Here is a 15,774-nt window from a genome sequence, read left to right on the forward strand (position 1 = left end):
CCGCGGATGCGGCCCTTTTTTAGATCCCGTACTGGGCTCGATAAGCTTCGACAGCCGGCAAGTGCTGCTTGAGCGCCGGATCGTCGGCAAGGAATTCCAGCACTTGGGTCAGCGAAACAATGCTGACCACTGGAATGCCGAAGTCGCGCTCCACTTCCTGGATAGCTGACAACTCGCCGTTGCCGCGCTCCTGGCGGTTCAACGCGATCAATACGCCTGCAGCCTTGGCCTGCTGGCCCTGGATAATCTGCATGACTTCACGGATAGCGGTGCCAGCGGTGATTACGTCATCGATGATCAGCACCTCGCCCGTCAGCGGTGCGCCGACCAGACTGCCGCCTTCGCCGTGAGCCTTGGCTTCCTTGCGGTTGAAACACCATGGCAGGTCAAGATCGTGATGCTCGGCCAGAGCCACTGCGGTGGTTGCCGCCAGCGGAATACCTTTGTAGGCCGGGCCAAACAGGACGTCGAACGGAATCTTGCTGTCGACGATCGCCGCAGCATAGAAACGCCCGAGCTGAGCCAGGGCCGAACCACTGTTGAACAGGCCGGCATTGAAGAAGTACGGGCTAGTGCGCCCGGACTTGAGAGTGAACTCACCGAAGCGCAGAACCCCACGATCGATGGCAAAACGTATGAAATCGCGCTGATACGGCTGCATGAAAAGTCCCGGATTACCACGGATTTAGCTAAATGAGTACAGCTCGGGTATCATACACGCACGAGATTTTTGGGGCCATTTATGCGGATCATCAGTGTGAACGTAAATGGCATTCAGGCTGCAGTCGAGCGTGGTTTGCTCAGCTGGCTGCAAGCCCAGAATGCCGACGTCATCTGCCTTCAGGATACCCGCGCCTCGGCCTTTGAACTCGACGACCCAGCTTTTCAGCTTGATGGCTACTTCCTTTATGCCTGCGACGCAGAAGTCCCCGCCCAAGGCGGTGTGGCACTTTATTCGCGGTTGCAGCCCAAGGCAGTCATCAGCGGCCTGGGCTTCGAGACAGCCGACCGCTACGGACGTTACCTACAGGCCGATTTTGACAAGGTAAGCATCGCAACGCTGCTGCTGCCTTCGGGAATGAACGGCGACGAAGACTTGAATCAGAAATTCAAGTTGATGGACGACTTCGCCAAGTACCTGGACAAGCAGCGACGCAAGCGTCGTGAATATATCTACTGCGGCTCGTTGTACGTGGCGCAGCAGAAACTCGACGTGAAAAACTGGCGTGATGGCCAGCAATCACCGGGTTTCCTGGCACCTGAGCGTGCCTGGATGGATACCGTCGTCGGTGATATGGGTTATGTCGATGCGCTGCGTGAAGTCAGCCGTGAAGGCGACCAGTACAGCTGGTGGCCAGACAACGAGCAGGCCGAGATGCTCAACCTGGGTTGGCGTTTTGACTACCAGCTACTGACCCCAGGCTTGCGTCGCTTCGTGCGCAGCGCTCGCCTGCCGCGTCAGCCACGCTTCTCCCAGCACGCGCCACTGATCGTGGACTACGACTGGACGCTGACGATCTGATCGTTCAGCCATAAAAAAACCGACATCACGTCGGTTTTTTTTATGGCTGTCTGCAACTGATCGTTATTTGATCGGCCGCCAGGTCAGCGGGTAGCGGTAAGGCTGGCCATCGTTGGCCTTGACCCCGGCAACGATGGTGAGGATCAGCACAGCAACCATAAGCATGCCGAACAGTACGATCCCTACCAGCACGAACATCAGCGCAAAGCAGATGATCGAGGCCAGGAACACCGTGAGCTGGAAATTCAGCGCTTCCTTGCCCTGGGCATCAATGAACGGATCGAGGTCCTTTTTCCATATCCACATCACCAGCGGACCCAGCAGGTTGCCAAAAGGCACGACCAACCCCAGCAGGGCGGCCAAGTGACAGAACATCGCCCACTGACGAATCTCGGCATTGGGGGTAGGCAACTGTAGTGGTTGCTCGCTCATGCTCTGCTCCTTGCCTTGTCGACTATCAGTCAGCCAGCGCAGCTGTCTGCAATTCGAACAGATCAGCCATGCCCTTTTGTGCCAACGCCAGCATGGCATTGAGCTCTTCTGGCTGGAACGGCGCGCCCTCAGCGGTACCCTGGACTTCGATGAAACCACCTTTGCTGGTCATGACCACGTTCAGGTCGGTTTCTGCAGCCGAGTCTTCGAGGTAGTCCAGGTCAAGCACTGCTTCGCCCTGGTACATGCCAACCGAGACGGCAGCGATCATGTGCTTGAGTGGATCGCCACCTTTCAGGCCGCCACGCTTCTTGACCACACGCAACGCATCGATCAGGGCGACCATGGCGCCTGTGATGGAAGCGGTGCGGGTGCCACCGTCGGCCTGGATCACGTCACAGTCGACATACAGGGTGATGTCACCGAGCTTGCTCATGTCCAGGGCGGCACGCAGCGAGCGCCCGATCAGACGCTGGATTTCGAGGGTACGGCCACCTTGCTTGCCACGCGCGGCTTCACGCTGGTTACGCTCGCCAGTGGAGCGTGGCAGCATGCCGTATTCGGCAGTCAGCCAGCCTTGGCCCTGGCCTTTGAGGAACCGAGGTACACCGTTCTCGACACTGACCGTACAGACGACTTTAGTGTCACCGAACTCGACCAGCACTGATCCCTCGGCGTGTTTGGTGTAGTTGCGGGTGATGCGGATCGAGCGGAGCTGATCGGCAACGCGACCACTTGGACGTTTCATTTGGGATACCTGTACTGGGTTTGAATCTGCCCAGCATTATAGAGCGCGCTGGGGCTCGAGGACACGTCTATTGTCGCAGCCCGTGAAACAGCGGGCCCAGAGGCGTTGGTCGGTTTTTTCCGGGTTTTTCCAGACTGTTTGTAACATCAGTGGATTGGGAGCCAGCACCGCACTGCGCTACAATCTTGCGCCTTTGCAGCCGGTTGGCTTTCCCTTAACCCCTTTTTGCGAGGTACTTCCCATGGTGCACAGCATGACCGCTTTTGCTCGCGTCGAGCGCGCAGGTAGCCAGGGCACCCTGATCTGGGAACTTCGCTCGGTGAACCACCGCTACCTTGAGCCGCACCTGCGCCTGCCCGAAGCTCTGCGAGACCTTGAAGGAGCCGTGCGCGAAGCCCTGCGCCAAGGCCTGTCACGCGGCAAGGTAGAGTGCACCTTGCGCTTCAACGAAGAGAGCACCGGCAAACCCCTGCAGGTTGACCGTGAGCGTGCTGCCCAGTTGGTAGCTGCCGCCGAAACCGTCGCCAGCCTGATCAAACAGCCAGCAGCGCTCAATCCCCTGGAAGTGCTAGCCTGGCCAGGCGTACTGGTCGCCGATGCCAATGACCCACAAACCCTCAACAGTGAAGCCATGGCGCTGTTCGTCGAAGCGCTGAATGAACTGAAGAGTGGCCGCAACCGCGAAGGCAGCGAGTTGGCGCGCCTGATCAACGAACGCTTGGATGGCATGGCCAGCGAGGTCACCACCTTGCGTGCCCTGGTGCCGCAGATGCTCGCCGCCCAGCGTCAGAAAATCCTCGATCGCTTCGCCGACATGCAGGCTGAACTCGATCCGCAGCGTCTGGAACAGGAAATGGTCCTGCTGGCACAGAAGAGCGACGTTGCCGAAGAACTCGATCGACTGAGCACCCACATCACCGAAGTACGCCGGGTACTCAAGTCCGGCGGTGCCGCTGGTCGGCGCCTGGACTTCCTGATGCAGGAGCTCAATCGCGAAGCCAACACCCTGGGCTCCAAAGCCTTCGACCCACGCAGCACCCAGTCCGCGGTCAACCTCAAGGTACTGATCGAGCAGATGCGTGAACAAGTACAGAACATTGAGTAAGGCCACCCCGACCATGAATCAAAGCAGCGGCACCCTTTATATCGTTTCCGCCCCGTCAGGCGCAGGCAAGACCAGCCTGGTCAAGGCCCTGATCGACGCTGACAACAGCATCCAGGTTTCGATCTCGCACACCACTCGCGCGATGCGCCCAGGCGAAGTTCACGGCGTGAACTATCACTTCGTCGAGCACACCGAGTTCAAACTGATGATCGAGCAAGGCGACTTCCTCGAGCAGGCCGAAGTCTTCGGTAATTTCTATGGGACGTCGCGCAGCGCGCTGCAGCAGTCCCTGGATCGAGGCCATGACCTGATTCTGGAAATCGACTGGCAAGGTGCTCAGCAGGTGCGCAAATTGATGCCTGAAGCGCGCTCGATCTTCATCCTGCCGCCAACCCAGGAAGCCCTGCGCCAACGCTTGACCAACCGTGGCCAGGACAGCGACGAGATCATCGAAGGCCGCATGCGCGAAGCAGTCAGTGAGATGAGCCACTACGACGAGTATGACTTCGTCATCATCAACGATGACTTCGCCACTGCGCTGGAAGACCTCAAAGCGGTATTCCGCGCCAACCGCTTGCTGCAGGCTCACCAGCAGCAGCGTCATGGCCAACTGCTCAAGCAATTGCTTGCCTGAGCAGCGGGTAACTCCAACCGCTTAGCGGCGGTTGGAGACTGTGGCGTGACGCTGCAGCGTCATACCCAGGAAGAACGCCGGCGCACGCAGGCGTGACAGCATCATCAGCCCCAGCCCCAGCAATGTGATGATCACTGCGATCACGAACACCAGACCCAAGCCCCCTACATGCGAACCGCTGCCGAACGACGGCGATGCACTGTCGATGGCCGTCTGCAGGAAGATCACCGAAAGAATACCGCCACCAAGCAGCGGGCACAGGCCACGCATCAGGAAGTGGCGTACGCTGTCGAACAAGCTGTGGCGGAAGTACCAGACGCAGGCGTAAGCAGTCAGCGAGTAGTAGAAGCAGATCATCATGCCCAGCGCGGTAATGGTATCCGCCAGCACGTTTTCACTCAGGGTCCGCATGGTGACGTAGAACACGCCTGCCGCTACACCGGCACAGATTGTCGCGTACCGCGGCGTTTTCGAGCGCGGGCAGATATTGGCAAACCGCTCCGGAACCGCGCCGTAGTACCCCATCGCCAGCAACGTTCGAGCCGGCGACACGAAAGTCGACTGCAGCGATGCAGCGGTACTGGCCAACACGGCAATGGACATCAGAATGGCCAATGGCCCCATGACTGGCCCCGCCAGGTGAGCGAAGACGTTCTCTTGAATGCGCGGATTGTTCAGGCCCAGACCGATATCACCAATCCCGGCGAACTGCAGGGTGGCAATCGCCGTTACCAGGTACAGACCCAGGATCAGCAGCACGGTCAGGGTCGCCGCACGTCCAGGCGTATCACCGCTGCCCACCGATTCTTCGCTGATGCTCAGACAGACATCCCAGCCCCAGAAAATGAAGATCGACAATGACAGGCCGGCAGTAAATGCCGAGAACGATTCGACACCGAATGGGTTGAACCAGTCGAGATCGAATTCCAGCGGTGGCGTTACAGAAGACTCGCCAAATGCAGCCATTGCAAAGCCCACTAACACCACTAATTGCAGTGCGACCAGGCCGTACTGCACCGTCATGGTCGTGGCGATCCCGCGGCAGCAGATCCAAACCGCCATGGCGATGAACACGCAACAGGTGACAACGTTGATTAACAGGTTGTCCGCCAGCGCTGCCACCTCGTGACTACCGGATATTTGCCCGAGGAACAGATAGAAGAAGTCGACTGCCACCCCCGCAAGGTTGGACAGCACAATGGTTGTGGCAGTTACCAGGCCCCAACCGCCAATCCAGCCGATCATCGGACCGAAAGCCCGTGCCGACCAGGTGAAGGAGGTGCCGCTGTCAGGTTCGGCCGCGTTCAACTCGCGATAACCCAAGGCTACCAGGAGCATCGGCAGGAAGCCGACGATGAACACTGCCGGCAAATGAGCACCGACTTCGCGCACCGTGGGGCCCAGCGCACCCGTGAGGGTGTAGACCGGTGCAATGGTAGAGATGCCCAGGACAATGCTCGCCAGCAGTCCAAGCCGGCCCTTGGCCAGCCCTTTGGAAGCTTTCGATACACCGTTTTCCTCGGCGCGAGCCTGTCCAATACCTGGAGACAGGCCTGCTTCGTATTCACTCATGAGTAGTTGCCGCCGCTTTTACTATTGTTTTTCAGGACGCCCCACAGCACGCCCGCTTGCACTCAATGAATCCTGTTACGTGTTGCTTGAACTCCGGATCAACCGGATGACCTCATACGGTCGTCTCCCGGTGCCGCTCACCCCTTGCACGGGCCAGGCATGCTTCCCGAAACGCCTGAAACAGACGCAACGAAACCGGATTTTCGGCCAAGCGATATTCGGGGTGCCATTGCACGCCGACCACAAAGCCCGGAGCATCCTCCATGGACACCGCTTCGATCAGTCCGTCCGGCGCCAGGGCCTCGGCCCGCAGGCCGTCAGCCAGGCGATTGATTCCTTGGCTGTGAAGCGAATTGACCATGAAGCTTTGCTCCAGCCCCAGTCGCTCGAACAGCCCACCGGGCTGCACAGTAACGCTATGACGTGGGCTGTATTGCTCTTCCAGTGGGGCATCCTGCGGCTCACGGTGATCGAGGAAACCGGGTAGCTCCTGCACGCGCTGGTGCAGTGTGCCGCCCAAGGTAACGTTCAATTCCTGAAAACCACGGCAGATGCAGAACACCGGCACACCAGTGGCAATGGCGGCCTGCAACAGAGGCAGAGTCAGCCGGTCACGAAACACATCGTGCTTCGTACCTTCCACGCTGGGGGCGCCATTGTAATGATGCGGCTCGACATTAGAAGGCGAACCGGTAAAAAGAATGCCATCTAGGCGCTCTAGCACGCGCTGCGGATCAACCGGCTCGGCGCGAGCAGGCAGGATCACAGGGATCCCGGCAAAACCTGCTGCTTCGACATATTTATCGCCGACCGTGTGCGACGAGTTATTGCCCAATTGCTGACGACAGGCAGAAATGCCAATCAAAGGCGGCAGGTCATTGGTAGTTTGCATGGGTTCACCCTCCCTTACAGCTTGATCCAGGTCGCCTTGAGTTCGGTATATTTATCAAATGCGTGCAGCGACTTGTCCCGACCATTACCCGACTGCTTGAACCCGCCAAATGGCGCAGTCATATCGCCGCCGTCGTATTGGTTGACCCAGACGCTGCCGGCAGGCAAGGCGCGGGCACTCTTGTGGGCACGAGAGATGTCACTGGTCCAGACTGCTGCGGCCAGGCCGAATGGCGAGTCATTGGCGATGGCAATGGCCTCTTCGGCGCTGTCGAAGGTGATGACCGAAAGCACTGGCCCGAAGATTTCCTCGCGAGCGATACGCATGGCGTTGGTTACGCCATCGAAAATCGCCGGCTGCACATAGACGCCGCAGGTGTCTTCCAGCACACGCTCTCCGCCCGTTAGCAACGTGGCGCCATCTGCCTTGCCGGCCGCGATGTAACCCAGCACGGTGTCTAGCTGAGTGCTGTCAACCAATGCGCCGACACGGGTATCAGGGTCCAGGGCGTGTCCCGGTTTCCAGGCCTTGAGCGCCTCGACCACCATGGGCAGGAAGCGCTCCTTGATGCTGCGCTCAACCAGCAAACGTGAACCGGCAATGCATACCTCGCCCTGATTGAAGGCAATGGCAGCCGCTGCCGCATCGGCAGCCGCTTGCAGATCGGGAGCGTCGGCAAACACGATGTTCGGGCTCTTGCCGCCGGCCTCCAGCCAGACACGCTTCATGTTCGATTCACCGGCATACACCATCAATTGCTTGGCAATACGGGTAGAACCGGTAAACACCAAGGTGTCCACGTCCATGTGCAAGGCCAAGGCCTTGCCCACGGTGTGGCCGTATCCAGGCAACACGTTCAGCACCCCCGCCGGAATTCCGGCATCGAGTGCCAACTGAGCGACGCGGATCGCGGTCAGTGGTGATTTTTCGGACGGTTTGAGAATCACCGAGTTACCGGTGGCCAAGGCCGGACCGAGCTTCCAACAGGCCATCATCAGTGGAAAGTTCCACGGAACAATGGCCGCAACCACGCCGACCGGCTCGCGGGTGACCAGACCCAACTGGTCGGACGCGGTTGCAGCAACTTCGTCGTATATCTTGTCGACGGCTTCGGCGTGCCAACGGATGGCATTGGCCGCAGCCGGAATATCAATGTTCAAGGAATCGGCAATCGGCTTGCCCATGTCCAAGGTTTCCAGCAGCGCCAGTTCCTCGGCGTTGGCCAGAAGCAGGTCGGCGAAAGCGATCAACACCCGCTTACGTTGCGCTGGTGCCTGCTGCGCCCAGACGCCGCTGTCAAAACTGCGTCGGGCTGCGGCAACAGCACTCTCGGCATCCGCACTGTCACAACTGGCGACCTGCACCAGCTGGCGACCATCGACCGGACTGGAACAGTCGAAAGTGTCACCAGAAACACTGGCACAATACTGCCCATCGACAAAGGCACGGCCTTCGATCTTCAGGGTCTGGAACAGCTGTTCCCAGTGTTCACGTGGTGCAATTGTCATTATTGTTTTCTCCGGGCATCACACGGTATGCAGGTACCAGTTGTATTCGAGGTCGGAAATCGACACCTCGAACTCGGCCATTTCGCTTTCCTTGCAGGCAACGAAAATGTCGATGTAGTCCGGGCTGATGTATTTGTTCAGCACTTCGCTGTCATCGAGCTCACGCAACGCATCGCGCAGGTTGTTCGGCAGGCTCTGCTCCAACTGTTCGTAGGAGTTACCTTCAATCGGCGCACCTGGCTCGATCTGATTGGTCAGACCGTGATGGATGCCTGCCAGAATCGCCGCCATCATCAAATACGGGTTGGCATCTGCGCCCGCTACGCGGTGCTCGATACGAACTGCATCGCTGCTGCCGGTAGGTACGCGTACCGCTACTGTGCGGTTGTCCAGGCCCCAGCTAGGTGCATTCGGCACATAGAACTGGGCACCGAAACGGCGGTAGGAGTTGACGTTCGGGCACAGGAAGGCCATCGAAGCCGGCATGGTTTCCAGCACGCCACCGATCGCGTGGCGCAGGGTTTCGCTTTGTTCCGGGTCATCGCTGGTGAAGATGTTCTTGCCGGTTTTCTTGTCCAGCAACGAGATATGCACATGCAGACCGTTGCCCGCCTGGCCTGGGTACGGCTTGGCCATGAAGGTGGAGTCCATTTCATGGTCGTAGGCGATGTTTTTGATCAGACGCTTGAGCAACACCGCGTAGTCGCAGGCCTTGATTGCATCAGCAACGTGATGCAGGTTGACCTCGAACTGCGCAGGAGCGCTTTCCTTGACGATGGCGTCGGCTGGAATACCCTGCTCTTTCGCCGCTTCGAGCATGTCCTGCAGGCAGTCCACATACTCGTCAAGATCATCGATCAGGTAGACCTGGGTCGATTGCGGGCGCTTGCCGGAGATTGGCGAGCGAGGTGGCTGCGGACGACCGTTGAGGTTGTCCTGGTCGATCAAGTAGAACTCGAGCTCGAACGCCGCGCAAATATCCAGGCCCAGCGCGTCGAACTTCTCGACCACACCGCGCAGCACTTCTCGCGGGTCGGCAAAGAACGGCGCACCGTCCAGCTCGTGCATGGTCATCAGCAACTGAGCGGTAGGGCGCTTTTGCCAGGGCTCGTAGCTCAGGGTGCCGGGAATCGGGAAGCAAATGCGGTCTGCGTCGCCGATATCCAGGCCCAGACCGGTGCTTTCCACGGTGGAACCATTGATATCCAGGGCAAACAGCGATGCTGGCAGGTTGATGCCTTTTTCGTAAACCTTGACCAGGCTCGCACGCTCGATGCGCTTGCCTCGTACCACTCCGTTCATGTCGGCAATCAGCAAATCGACAAATTGCACCTCAGGGTGGGCCTTGAGAAATTCACCCATCTCGTCGAGAGGGATGGCGCGCGGGGAGACCGACGTCATGGCTAGGCATCCTTTGATCTTTTATCGAACGATTGTGAAGGAGGTACTGCGGCGCTACTGAGAGCGGCGATGGTTTAGTTTGTTCTTTTAAGTAGTCCCATCGTGGGGAACTGCAGGGCGATGCCATCTGGGACTCACGTTCCACATCCTGACAACGCCGCGAGTTGATTCACGACTGCTGGCTCACTATAGAATGGCCCTAGCGCAACAGACATTGGCATTTAGGCAAGCAAAGAGTGCACCCATGCAATATCAGATCAGTCACGCCGACCTCTCGCTGGTACTCGCCCTGGTACGCGGGCGCTCACTGGCAAAAGCCGCAGAGCTACTGCGGGTTGATGTTTCGACGGTATTTCGCTCGATTCGGCGCATGGAAGCTGCCCTGGGTACCGCGTTATTTGTAAAAAGCCGCAAGGGCTATATCCCTACAGGCACGGCTCAGGCCCTGGCCGAGCAGGCCGAGCGTGCCGAACAAGCTCTGGATGCTGCCCGGGTAGCACTGGAACACGGTGAACAGGTGGTTAGCGGCACCGTGCGCCTGACCTGTACCGATGCCGTATTGCACAGCCTATTGCTGCCAGCACTGGCCGAGTTCATGCCAGCCTACCCGGCGTTGTCGCTGGAGCTGGCAACCTCCAACACCTTCGCCAACCTGAGTCGACGCGATGCCGATCTCGCTTTACGCCTGACCAACTCGCCACCTGAGCACTTGGTTGGCCGCTGCCTCGGTTCAGCTTCCTACGTGGTGTGTGGCCGCGAGGAATATCGGGAAAAACTTAAACAAATCCCGGCCAGCCTGCCGTGGATTGCCCCGGACGACACCATGCAGGACCACTCCACTGTGGTCTGGCGCAGCGAGCACCTACCCGCTGTGAACCCGCGTTATAAGTGCAGCAGCATCTCTGCCATTGCGCAGCTGGTAACCGCTGGCCTGGGCGTGGCCGCCCTGCCCGACTACATGGCCCATACCCTGCCAGGCGTCGAAGCATTGAGCGATGCCTTGCCCGGCTGCGATACCGAGTTATGGCTGCTGACACGTCCTGATTGCCGTGCGTTGCGCTCGGTGCAGACCTTGTTCGACGAACTTACCCCGCGCCTGCGCGATGCCTTGAGTCGCCAGTAGTATCGCGGCGCGCCTCCCGTCTGGGCATATTCGATTGCAACCGATACAAGACGGTTGTGCTAGAGCCCCCTATCTAGGTATCGTCAGGGCAATAAGGACCCGAAACGAAATCAGCGCTTCCCTAAAGGCTGGTGATTTTTTAAACTATCGAGTCCGCTCGCCCATTTGGGCTGAACACCGCATTTGCTACTTGAGGAAGACCATGGCCCGCGTAACCGTTGAAGACTGCCTAGAACACGTGGATAACCGTTTTGAGCTGGTCATGCTCTCTACCAAGCGTGCCCGTCAGCTGGCCACCGGCGGCAAAGAGCCGAAAGTGGCATGGGAAAACGACAAACCTACCGTCGTTGCACTGCGTGAAATCGCTGAAGGCATCTGCACCCCTGAGTTCATCGCTGCCGAATCCATTGTCGAAGTCGAGCCCGCTTTCGCCTTCGGCAGTGAGGAAGAGGCCAACGAGGCCGTCTAAGCCCATGCCTGGTCGACGTAGTACGGCGCAGGTCCCCTTTCCTCGGCAGGAGGTAATCCTGTGCCGAGCATAGACGCCCTCGCCGATCGTCTGTCGACCTACCTCGGCCCAGATCAGGTCAACCTGGTACGCCGAGCGTATTTCTACGCCGAACAAGCCCACGACGGCCAACGCCGTCGTAGCGGTGAGCCTTACGTCACGCATCCGCTGGCGGTGGCTAGCATCCTCGCCGACATGCACATGGACCATCAAAGCCTGATGGCGGCCATGCTTCATGACGTGATCGAAGACACCGGCATCGCCAAGGAAGCCCTCAGCTCGCAGTTTGGCGAGACGGTGGCCGAGCTGGTCGATGGAGTCAGCAAGCTGACTCAGATGAACTTCGAGACCAAGGCCGAAGCCCAGGCGGAAAACTTCCAGAAAATGGCCATGGCCATGGCCCGGGATATCCGCGTAATTCTGGTCAAGCTCGCCGACCGCCTGCACAACATGCGCACACTCGAGGTGCTGTCAGGCGAAAAACGCCGACGCATAGCCAAGGAAACCCTGGAAATCTACGCACCCATCGCCAATCGCCTGGGTATGCACAGCGTGCGCGTGGAGTTCGAAGACCTGGGCTTCAAGGCTATGCACCCGATGCGCTCTGCGCGCATCTACCAAGCCGTCAAGCGGGCCCGCGGCAACCGCAAGGAACTGGTCAACAAGATCGAAGAGTCGCTCGCCCACTGCCTAGCTGTCGACGGCATCGAAGGCGAAGTCAGCGGCCGGCAGAAACATCTCTATGGCATCTACAAGAAGATGCGTGGCAAACGCCGCGCCTTCAACGAGATCATGGATGTCTATGCGTTTCGCATCATTGTCGACAAGGTAGACACCTGCTACCGCGTACTCGGCGCCGTGCACAACCTGTACAAGCCACTGCCGGGGCGTTTCAAGGACTACATTGCGATTCCCAAGGCCAACGGCTACCAGTCGCTGCATACCACCTTGTTCGGTATGCACGGCGTGCCAATCGAGATCCAGATTCGCACCCGCGAAATGGAAGAGATGGCCAACAACGGCATTGCTGCCCACTGGCTGTACAAGTCCAGCGACGACGAGCAGCCCAAAGGCACCCATGCCCGTGCCCGCCAGTGGGTCAAAGGCGTGCTGGAAATGCAGCAACGGGCTGGCAACTCCTTGGAATTCATCGAAAGCGTGAAGATCGACCTGTTCCCGGACGAGGTCTACGTGTTCACGCCCAAGGGCCGCATCATGGAGCTGCCCAAAGGCTCCACCGCGGTCGATTTTGCTTACGCGGTACACACCGACGTCGGCAACAGTTGCATCGCCTGCCGAATCAATCGGCGCCTGGCACCGCTGTCCGAACCTTTGCAGAGCGGTTCGACGGTCGAGATCGTCAGCGCCCCCGGCGCGCGGCCTAATCCTGCCTGGCTCAATTTCGTGGTCACCGGTAAGGCCCGCACGCATATTCGCCACGCTCTCAAACTGCAACGCCGTTCCGAGTCCATCAGCCTGGGCGAACGCCTGCTGAACAAGGTGCTGAATGGCTTCGACAGTGCACTGGACAAAATCCCTCAGGAACGCGTCCAGGCCATGCTCAGCGAATATCGCCTGGAGCAGATCGAGGACATGCTCGAAGACATCGGCCTGGGCAATCGCATGGCTTATGTCGTTGCCCGCCGCCTGCTCTCTACAGAAGGCGAACAGCTCTCGACTCCAGAAGGACCACTGGCCATTCGCGGAACCGAAGGCCTGGTACTCAGCTACGCCAAGTGCTGCACCCCCATCCCGGGTGATCCGATCGTTGGCCACTTGTCTGCGGGCAAAGGCATGGTCGTGCACCTTGAGAACTGCCGGAATATCAGTGAAATCCGTCACAACCCGGAAAAATGCGTACAGCTGTCCTGGGCCAAGGATGTCACCGGCGAGTTCAACGTCGAACTGCGCGTCGAGCTGGAACACCAGCGCGGCCTGATCGCCCTGCTCGCCAGTAGCGTCAATGCCGCCGACGGCAACATTGAAAAAATCAGCATGGATGAACGCGATGGTCGCATCAGCGTGGTCCAACTGGTGGTAAGCGTACACGACCGCGTGCACCTGGCCCGTGTGATCAAAAAACTGCGCGCCCTGACCGGGGTGATTCGCATCACCCGCATGCGCACGTAGCCCAATAACAGCAAGGAATCATCATGACCAAGACCGTCATCACCAGTGACAAGGCCCCAGCCGCCATCGGCACCTACTCCCAGGCAATCAAGGCCGGCAACACTGTGTACATGTCCGGCCAGATCCCTCTGGACCCGAAAACCATGGAACTGGTTGAAGGCTTCGAAGCCCAGACCGTACAGGTCTTCGAAAACCTCAAGGCTGTTGCTGAAGCCGCTGGCGGTTCGTTCAAGGACATCGTCAAGCTGAACATCTTCCTGACCGACCTGAGCCACTTCGCCAAGGTCAACGAGATCATGGGCAAGTACTTCGAACAGCCATACCCTGCCCGCGCCGCCATTGGCGTTGCCGCCCTGCCGCGCGGCTCGCAGGTTGAAATGGACGCGATTCTGGTCCTCGAGTAATACCCTCGCGTGGCGAGTCGCCCGGCTCGCCCCGCTTTGCCCCGGAAAGGACCCCGCTATGCGTCACGCGCTCGCCCTGACCCTGGCTGCCGCACTGCTCGGCGGCTGCGCTAGCCACAAACCTGAAGATTACAACGGTATCTGGATCAACCAGAAAGCCATCGACACCGCCGCCAAAGGCGTCAGCCTGCGCCAGGCGCTGCAAGACAACGGCCCCAATTTTGAGTGGAAGCTCAATATTGCGGCGGCCCAGGCCAGCTTCGACAATGGCTTCGAAATCGCTAAAGGCCAGCTCAAGGCTGGAGAGAAGCAGTACCAGGCTGAATTCCCTGGCGACCAGGTCGAAACCCTGGAGCTGGACGGTAATGAGCTGGTGCAAAAATCCACCCCGCCACAACGCTTCGAGAAGGCGCGCACGCCTGCGCCAATGGGAGCACGTACCGGCACTACCTTCGAGCAGGCCCTGTACAGCGCCTACATGGGTGGTGAGTGGAAAATCATTGAAGGCCCAGGCCAAGGCGCCCAGGTACGTTTTCGCGACAATGGCAGCGTTGAAGGCTTGCCCAATCTGGACCGCTACGCGCTTTGCCTGGCTGGCGACTGCGCCGACATGAGCGGCGCATACGACAGCCTGTGGCTGGAGCGCAATCAGAAAGGCGCGCCCTGGATCTTCAAACGTAACGGTGATCAGTTGGAAATTCTGCAGGCGCTCAACAGCGCTCAGCCGGATGAGAAACCGCAGCTCACTCCAGGCGCTCGCCAATGGCTGCTCGAGCGCGACTGATCGGTTAGCGCCTCAGGCTTTATCGCCCAGGATTGCGGCGTAGCCTTCCTTGTAGCTCGGGTACTGTGGCTCCCAGCCCAATGCCCGGGCACGAGCGTTACTGCAGCGCTTGCTACCGGTACGACGCACCCGCTCCTGCTCAGACCACTGCGTTACGCCCATGTATTGCCGCAACCATGCCACCACTTCGGCCAAAGGTGCTGGCGCGTCGTCCACACCGATGTAGCAATCGTCCAAGGTACGCCCCTGGGTATCGGCCTTGAGCAGAAAGGCGAGCAGACCCGCGGCATCGTCGGCGTGAATCCGATTGGCGTACAGTGGAGGCTCTTCGGTTACTCGGTATCCCTGACGCACCTGGCTCAATAGCCATTCACGCCCTGGCCCGTAAATTCCTGTAAGGCGCACAATCGAGGCCGGGATAGCGCTGGCCAGCGCCAGTTTTTCCGCCTCCAGCATGACCGTACCCGAGTAACCTTGCGGCTCGGTCGCCGACGTTTCATCGACCCACTCACCATTCTGCTGGGCATGCACACTGCTACTGGACACGAAGAGCAAGCGCCGCGGCTTTTGCTCGTTCGCTGCCAACCAACCGAGAACGTGCTGCAAGCCCTCGACATAAGCGGCCTGATACCCTGCTTCGTCGTGCTGGCTAGCTGCCGCGCAATACACCAGATAATCCGGCGCCACCTCAGGCCAGGTGTCGGGACAGCGACGGTCAAAGAGATCGGCAGCCACCCCTTTGACCCCAGTGGGCAACAGCTCGACATTGCGACGCAGGCCGCTCACTTGCCAGCCACAAGCCAGCATCTGCTTGGCCAAGCGGCTACCCACATCACCACAACCGACAATAAGAACTGATGGCGCAGACATCTCGAAACTCCGCAAATCAAAGGTCCAGCCTATCCAAACAAATCGATAGGCGGCTAGCTATGATAGAAAAAAAGTAACTTTATTACTTCTGCTAACAAGAATTACTTGCAATAATGGCCGCCCAAATTTTGTTCTCGGCCC

The 15,774-nt window shown here is 59.0% G+C and carries 16 protein-coding genes; 8 read left to right on the plus strand and 8 right to left on the minus strand.

Annotated elements, in window-relative coordinates:
- Nucleotides 1-19 precede the first annotated feature (19 nt).
- The gene (pyrE, locus tag V0R60_RS03605) at nucleotides 20-661 is read right to left on the minus strand and encodes an orotate phosphoribosyltransferase (protein ID WP_136478743.1); all 642 of its coding nucleotides are present in this window, start codon (nucleotides 659-661) and stop codon (nucleotides 20-22) included.
- Between the two features lie 81 nt (nucleotides 662-742).
- Between pyrE and V0R60_RS03610 the strand changes: the two genes are divergently transcribed.
- The gene (locus tag V0R60_RS03610) at nucleotides 743-1,522 is read left to right on the plus strand and encodes an exodeoxyribonuclease III (RefSeq protein ID WP_028942456.1); all 780 of its coding nucleotides are present in this window, start codon (nucleotides 743-745) and stop codon (nucleotides 1,520-1,522) included.
- 63 nt (nucleotides 1,523-1,585) lie between these two features.
- Here V0R60_RS03610 and V0R60_RS03615 read toward each other — a convergent pair whose 3' ends face one another.
- Nucleotides 1,586-1,954 carry a DUF4870 domain-containing protein gene (locus tag V0R60_RS03615; protein ID WP_136478744.1) on the minus strand — a complete coding sequence of 123 codons (369 nt, stop codon included), beginning with the start codon at nucleotides 1,952-1,954 and terminating at the stop codon, nucleotides 1,586-1,588.
- A 25-nt stretch (nucleotides 1,955-1,979) separates the two neighbouring features.
- The gene (gene rph / locus V0R60_RS03620; RefSeq protein WP_136478745.1) at nucleotides 1,980-2,702 is read right to left on the minus strand and encodes a ribonuclease PH; all 723 of its coding nucleotides are present in this window, start codon (nucleotides 2,700-2,702) and stop codon (nucleotides 1,980-1,982) included.
- Between the two features lie 241 nt (nucleotides 2,703-2,943).
- Between rph and V0R60_RS03625 the strand changes: the two genes are divergently transcribed.
- Both V0R60_RS03625 and gmk read left to right on the plus strand, forming a co-directional pair.
- The gene (locus tag V0R60_RS03625) at nucleotides 2,944-3,807 is read left to right on the plus strand and encodes a YicC/YloC family endoribonuclease (protein ID WP_136478746.1); all 864 of its coding nucleotides are present in this window, start codon (nucleotides 2,944-2,946) and stop codon (nucleotides 3,805-3,807) included.
- Nucleotides 3,808-3,820: 13 nt separating this feature from the next.
- Complete coding sequence (gene gmk, locus V0R60_RS03630) at nucleotides 3,821-4,441, plus strand: guanylate kinase (RefSeq protein ID WP_330078847.1); 621 nt, start codon at nucleotides 3,821-3,823, stop codon at nucleotides 4,439-4,441.
- A gap of 21 nt (nucleotides 4,442-4,462) precedes the next feature.
- Here gmk and V0R60_RS03635 read toward each other — a convergent pair whose 3' ends face one another.
- The 4 genes from V0R60_RS03635 to V0R60_RS03650 form a co-directional block, all read right to left on the minus strand.
- Complete coding sequence (locus V0R60_RS03635) at nucleotides 4,463-6,013, minus strand: APC family permease (protein ID WP_136478748.1); 1,551 nt, start codon at nucleotides 6,011-6,013, stop codon at nucleotides 4,463-4,465.
- Between the two features lie 112 nt (nucleotides 6,014-6,125).
- Entirely contained in the window at nucleotides 6,126-6,905 is a 780-nt protein-coding gene (locus V0R60_RS03640) for a gamma-glutamyl-gamma-aminobutyrate hydrolase family protein (RefSeq protein ID WP_330078846.1), read from the minus strand.
- Between the two features lie 14 nt (nucleotides 6,906-6,919).
- Nucleotides 6,920-8,413, minus strand: coding sequence for an aldehyde dehydrogenase (locus V0R60_RS03645; RefSeq protein WP_330078845.1), 1,494 nt, complete (start codon nucleotides 8,411-8,413; stop codon nucleotides 6,920-6,922).
- 18 nt (nucleotides 8,414-8,431) lie between these two features.
- On the minus strand, nucleotides 8,432-9,814 hold the full coding sequence (locus V0R60_RS03650; protein ID WP_136478751.1) for a glutamine synthetase family protein: 1,383 nt from the start codon (nucleotides 9,812-9,814) through the stop codon (nucleotides 8,432-8,434).
- Nucleotides 9,815-10,058: 244 nt separating this feature from the next.
- Between V0R60_RS03650 and V0R60_RS03655 the strand changes: the two genes are divergently transcribed.
- The 5 genes from V0R60_RS03655 to V0R60_RS03675 all read left to right on the plus strand — a co-directional run bounded on the left by V0R60_RS03655 (nucleotide 10,059) and on the right by V0R60_RS03675 (nucleotide 14,763).
- The gene (locus V0R60_RS03655; protein WP_330078844.1) at nucleotides 10,059-10,937 is read left to right on the plus strand and encodes a LysR family transcriptional regulator; all 879 of its coding nucleotides are present in this window, start codon (nucleotides 10,059-10,061) and stop codon (nucleotides 10,935-10,937) included.
- Nucleotides 10,938-11,139: 202 nt separating this feature from the next.
- Complete coding sequence (gene rpoZ, locus V0R60_RS03660) at nucleotides 11,140-11,406, plus strand: DNA-directed RNA polymerase subunit omega (RefSeq protein ID WP_028942466.1); 267 nt, start codon at nucleotides 11,140-11,142, stop codon at nucleotides 11,404-11,406.
- A gap of 60 nt (nucleotides 11,407-11,466) precedes the next feature.
- Nucleotides 11,467-13,575 (plus strand): bifunctional GTP diphosphokinase/guanosine-3',5'-bis pyrophosphate 3'-pyrophosphohydrolase, encoded by a 2,109-nt coding sequence (spoT, locus tag V0R60_RS03665; protein ID WP_136478753.1) that lies wholly within the window; start codon nucleotides 11,467-11,469, stop codon nucleotides 13,573-13,575.
- 23 nt (nucleotides 13,576-13,598) lie between these two features.
- Nucleotides 13,599-13,979 (plus strand): RidA family protein, encoded by a 381-nt coding sequence (locus V0R60_RS03670; RefSeq protein ID WP_038615925.1) that lies wholly within the window; start codon nucleotides 13,599-13,601, stop codon nucleotides 13,977-13,979.
- Between the two features lie 58 nt (nucleotides 13,980-14,037).
- A complete protein-coding gene (locus V0R60_RS03675; protein WP_136478754.1) occupies nucleotides 14,038-14,763 on the plus strand; it encodes a hypothetical protein in 726 nt (241 codons plus the stop codon).
- Nucleotides 14,764-14,775: 12 nt separating this feature from the next.
- Here V0R60_RS03675 and V0R60_RS03680 read toward each other — a convergent pair whose 3' ends face one another.
- Complete coding sequence (locus V0R60_RS03680) at nucleotides 14,776-15,633, minus strand: SDR family oxidoreductase (RefSeq protein WP_330078843.1); 858 nt, start codon at nucleotides 15,631-15,633, stop codon at nucleotides 14,776-14,778.
- Between the last annotated feature and the right edge of the window lie 141 nt (nucleotides 15,634-15,774).

The sequence above is a fragment of the Pseudomonas auratipiscis genome, from assembly GCF_036324085.1.
Lineage (GTDB): Bacteria > Pseudomonadota > Gammaproteobacteria > Pseudomonadales > Pseudomonadaceae > Aquipseudomonas > Aquipseudomonas auratipiscis.

Excerpts from the sequence above, each read along its gene's own strand:
- pyrE (WP_136478743.1), bottom strand. The coding sequence starts at position 661 with ATGCAGCCGTATCAGCGCGATTTCATACGTTTTGCCATCGATCGTGGG.
- V0R60_RS03610 (WP_028942456.1), top strand. The coding sequence starts at position 743 with ATGCGGATCATCAGTGTGAACGTAAATGGCATTCAGGCTGCAGTCGAG.
- V0R60_RS03615 (WP_136478744.1), bottom strand. The coding sequence starts at position 1,954 with ATGAGCGAGCAACCACTACAGTTGCCTACCCCCAATGCCGAGATTCGT.
- rph (WP_136478745.1), bottom strand. The coding sequence starts at position 2,702 with ATGAAACGTCCAAGTGGTCGCGTTGCCGATCAGCTCCGCTCGATCCGC.
- V0R60_RS03625 (WP_136478746.1), top strand. The coding sequence starts at position 2,944 with ATGGTGCACAGCATGACCGCTTTTGCTCGCGTCGAGCGCGCAGGTAGC.
- gmk (WP_330078847.1), top strand. The coding sequence starts at position 3,821 with ATGAATCAAAGCAGCGGCACCCTTTATATCGTTTCCGCCCCGTCAGGC.
- V0R60_RS03635 (WP_136478748.1), bottom strand. The coding sequence starts at position 6,013 with ATGAGTGAATACGAAGCAGGCCTGTCTCCAGGTATTGGACAGGCTCGC.
- V0R60_RS03640 (WP_330078846.1), bottom strand. The coding sequence starts at position 6,905 with ATGCAAACTACCAATGACCTGCCGCCTTTGATTGGCATTTCTGCCTGT.
- V0R60_RS03645 (WP_330078845.1), bottom strand. The coding sequence starts at position 8,413 with ATGACAATTGCACCACGTGAACACTGGGAACAGCTGTTCCAGACCCTG.
- V0R60_RS03650 (WP_136478751.1), bottom strand. The coding sequence starts at position 9,814 with ATGACGTCGGTCTCCCCGCGCGCCATCCCTCTCGACGAGATGGGTGAA.
- V0R60_RS03655 (WP_330078844.1), top strand. The coding sequence starts at position 10,059 with ATGCAATATCAGATCAGTCACGCCGACCTCTCGCTGGTACTCGCCCTG.
- rpoZ (WP_028942466.1), top strand. The coding sequence starts at position 11,140 with ATGGCCCGCGTAACCGTTGAAGACTGCCTAGAACACGTGGATAACCGT.
- V0R60_RS03670 (WP_038615925.1), top strand. The coding sequence starts at position 13,599 with ATGACCAAGACCGTCATCACCAGTGACAAGGCCCCAGCCGCCATCGGC.
- V0R60_RS03675 (WP_136478754.1), top strand. The coding sequence starts at position 14,038 with ATGCGTCACGCGCTCGCCCTGACCCTGGCTGCCGCACTGCTCGGCGGC.
- V0R60_RS03680 (WP_330078843.1), bottom strand. The coding sequence starts at position 15,633 with ATGTCTGCGCCATCAGTTCTTATTGTCGGTTGTGGTGATGTGGGTAGC.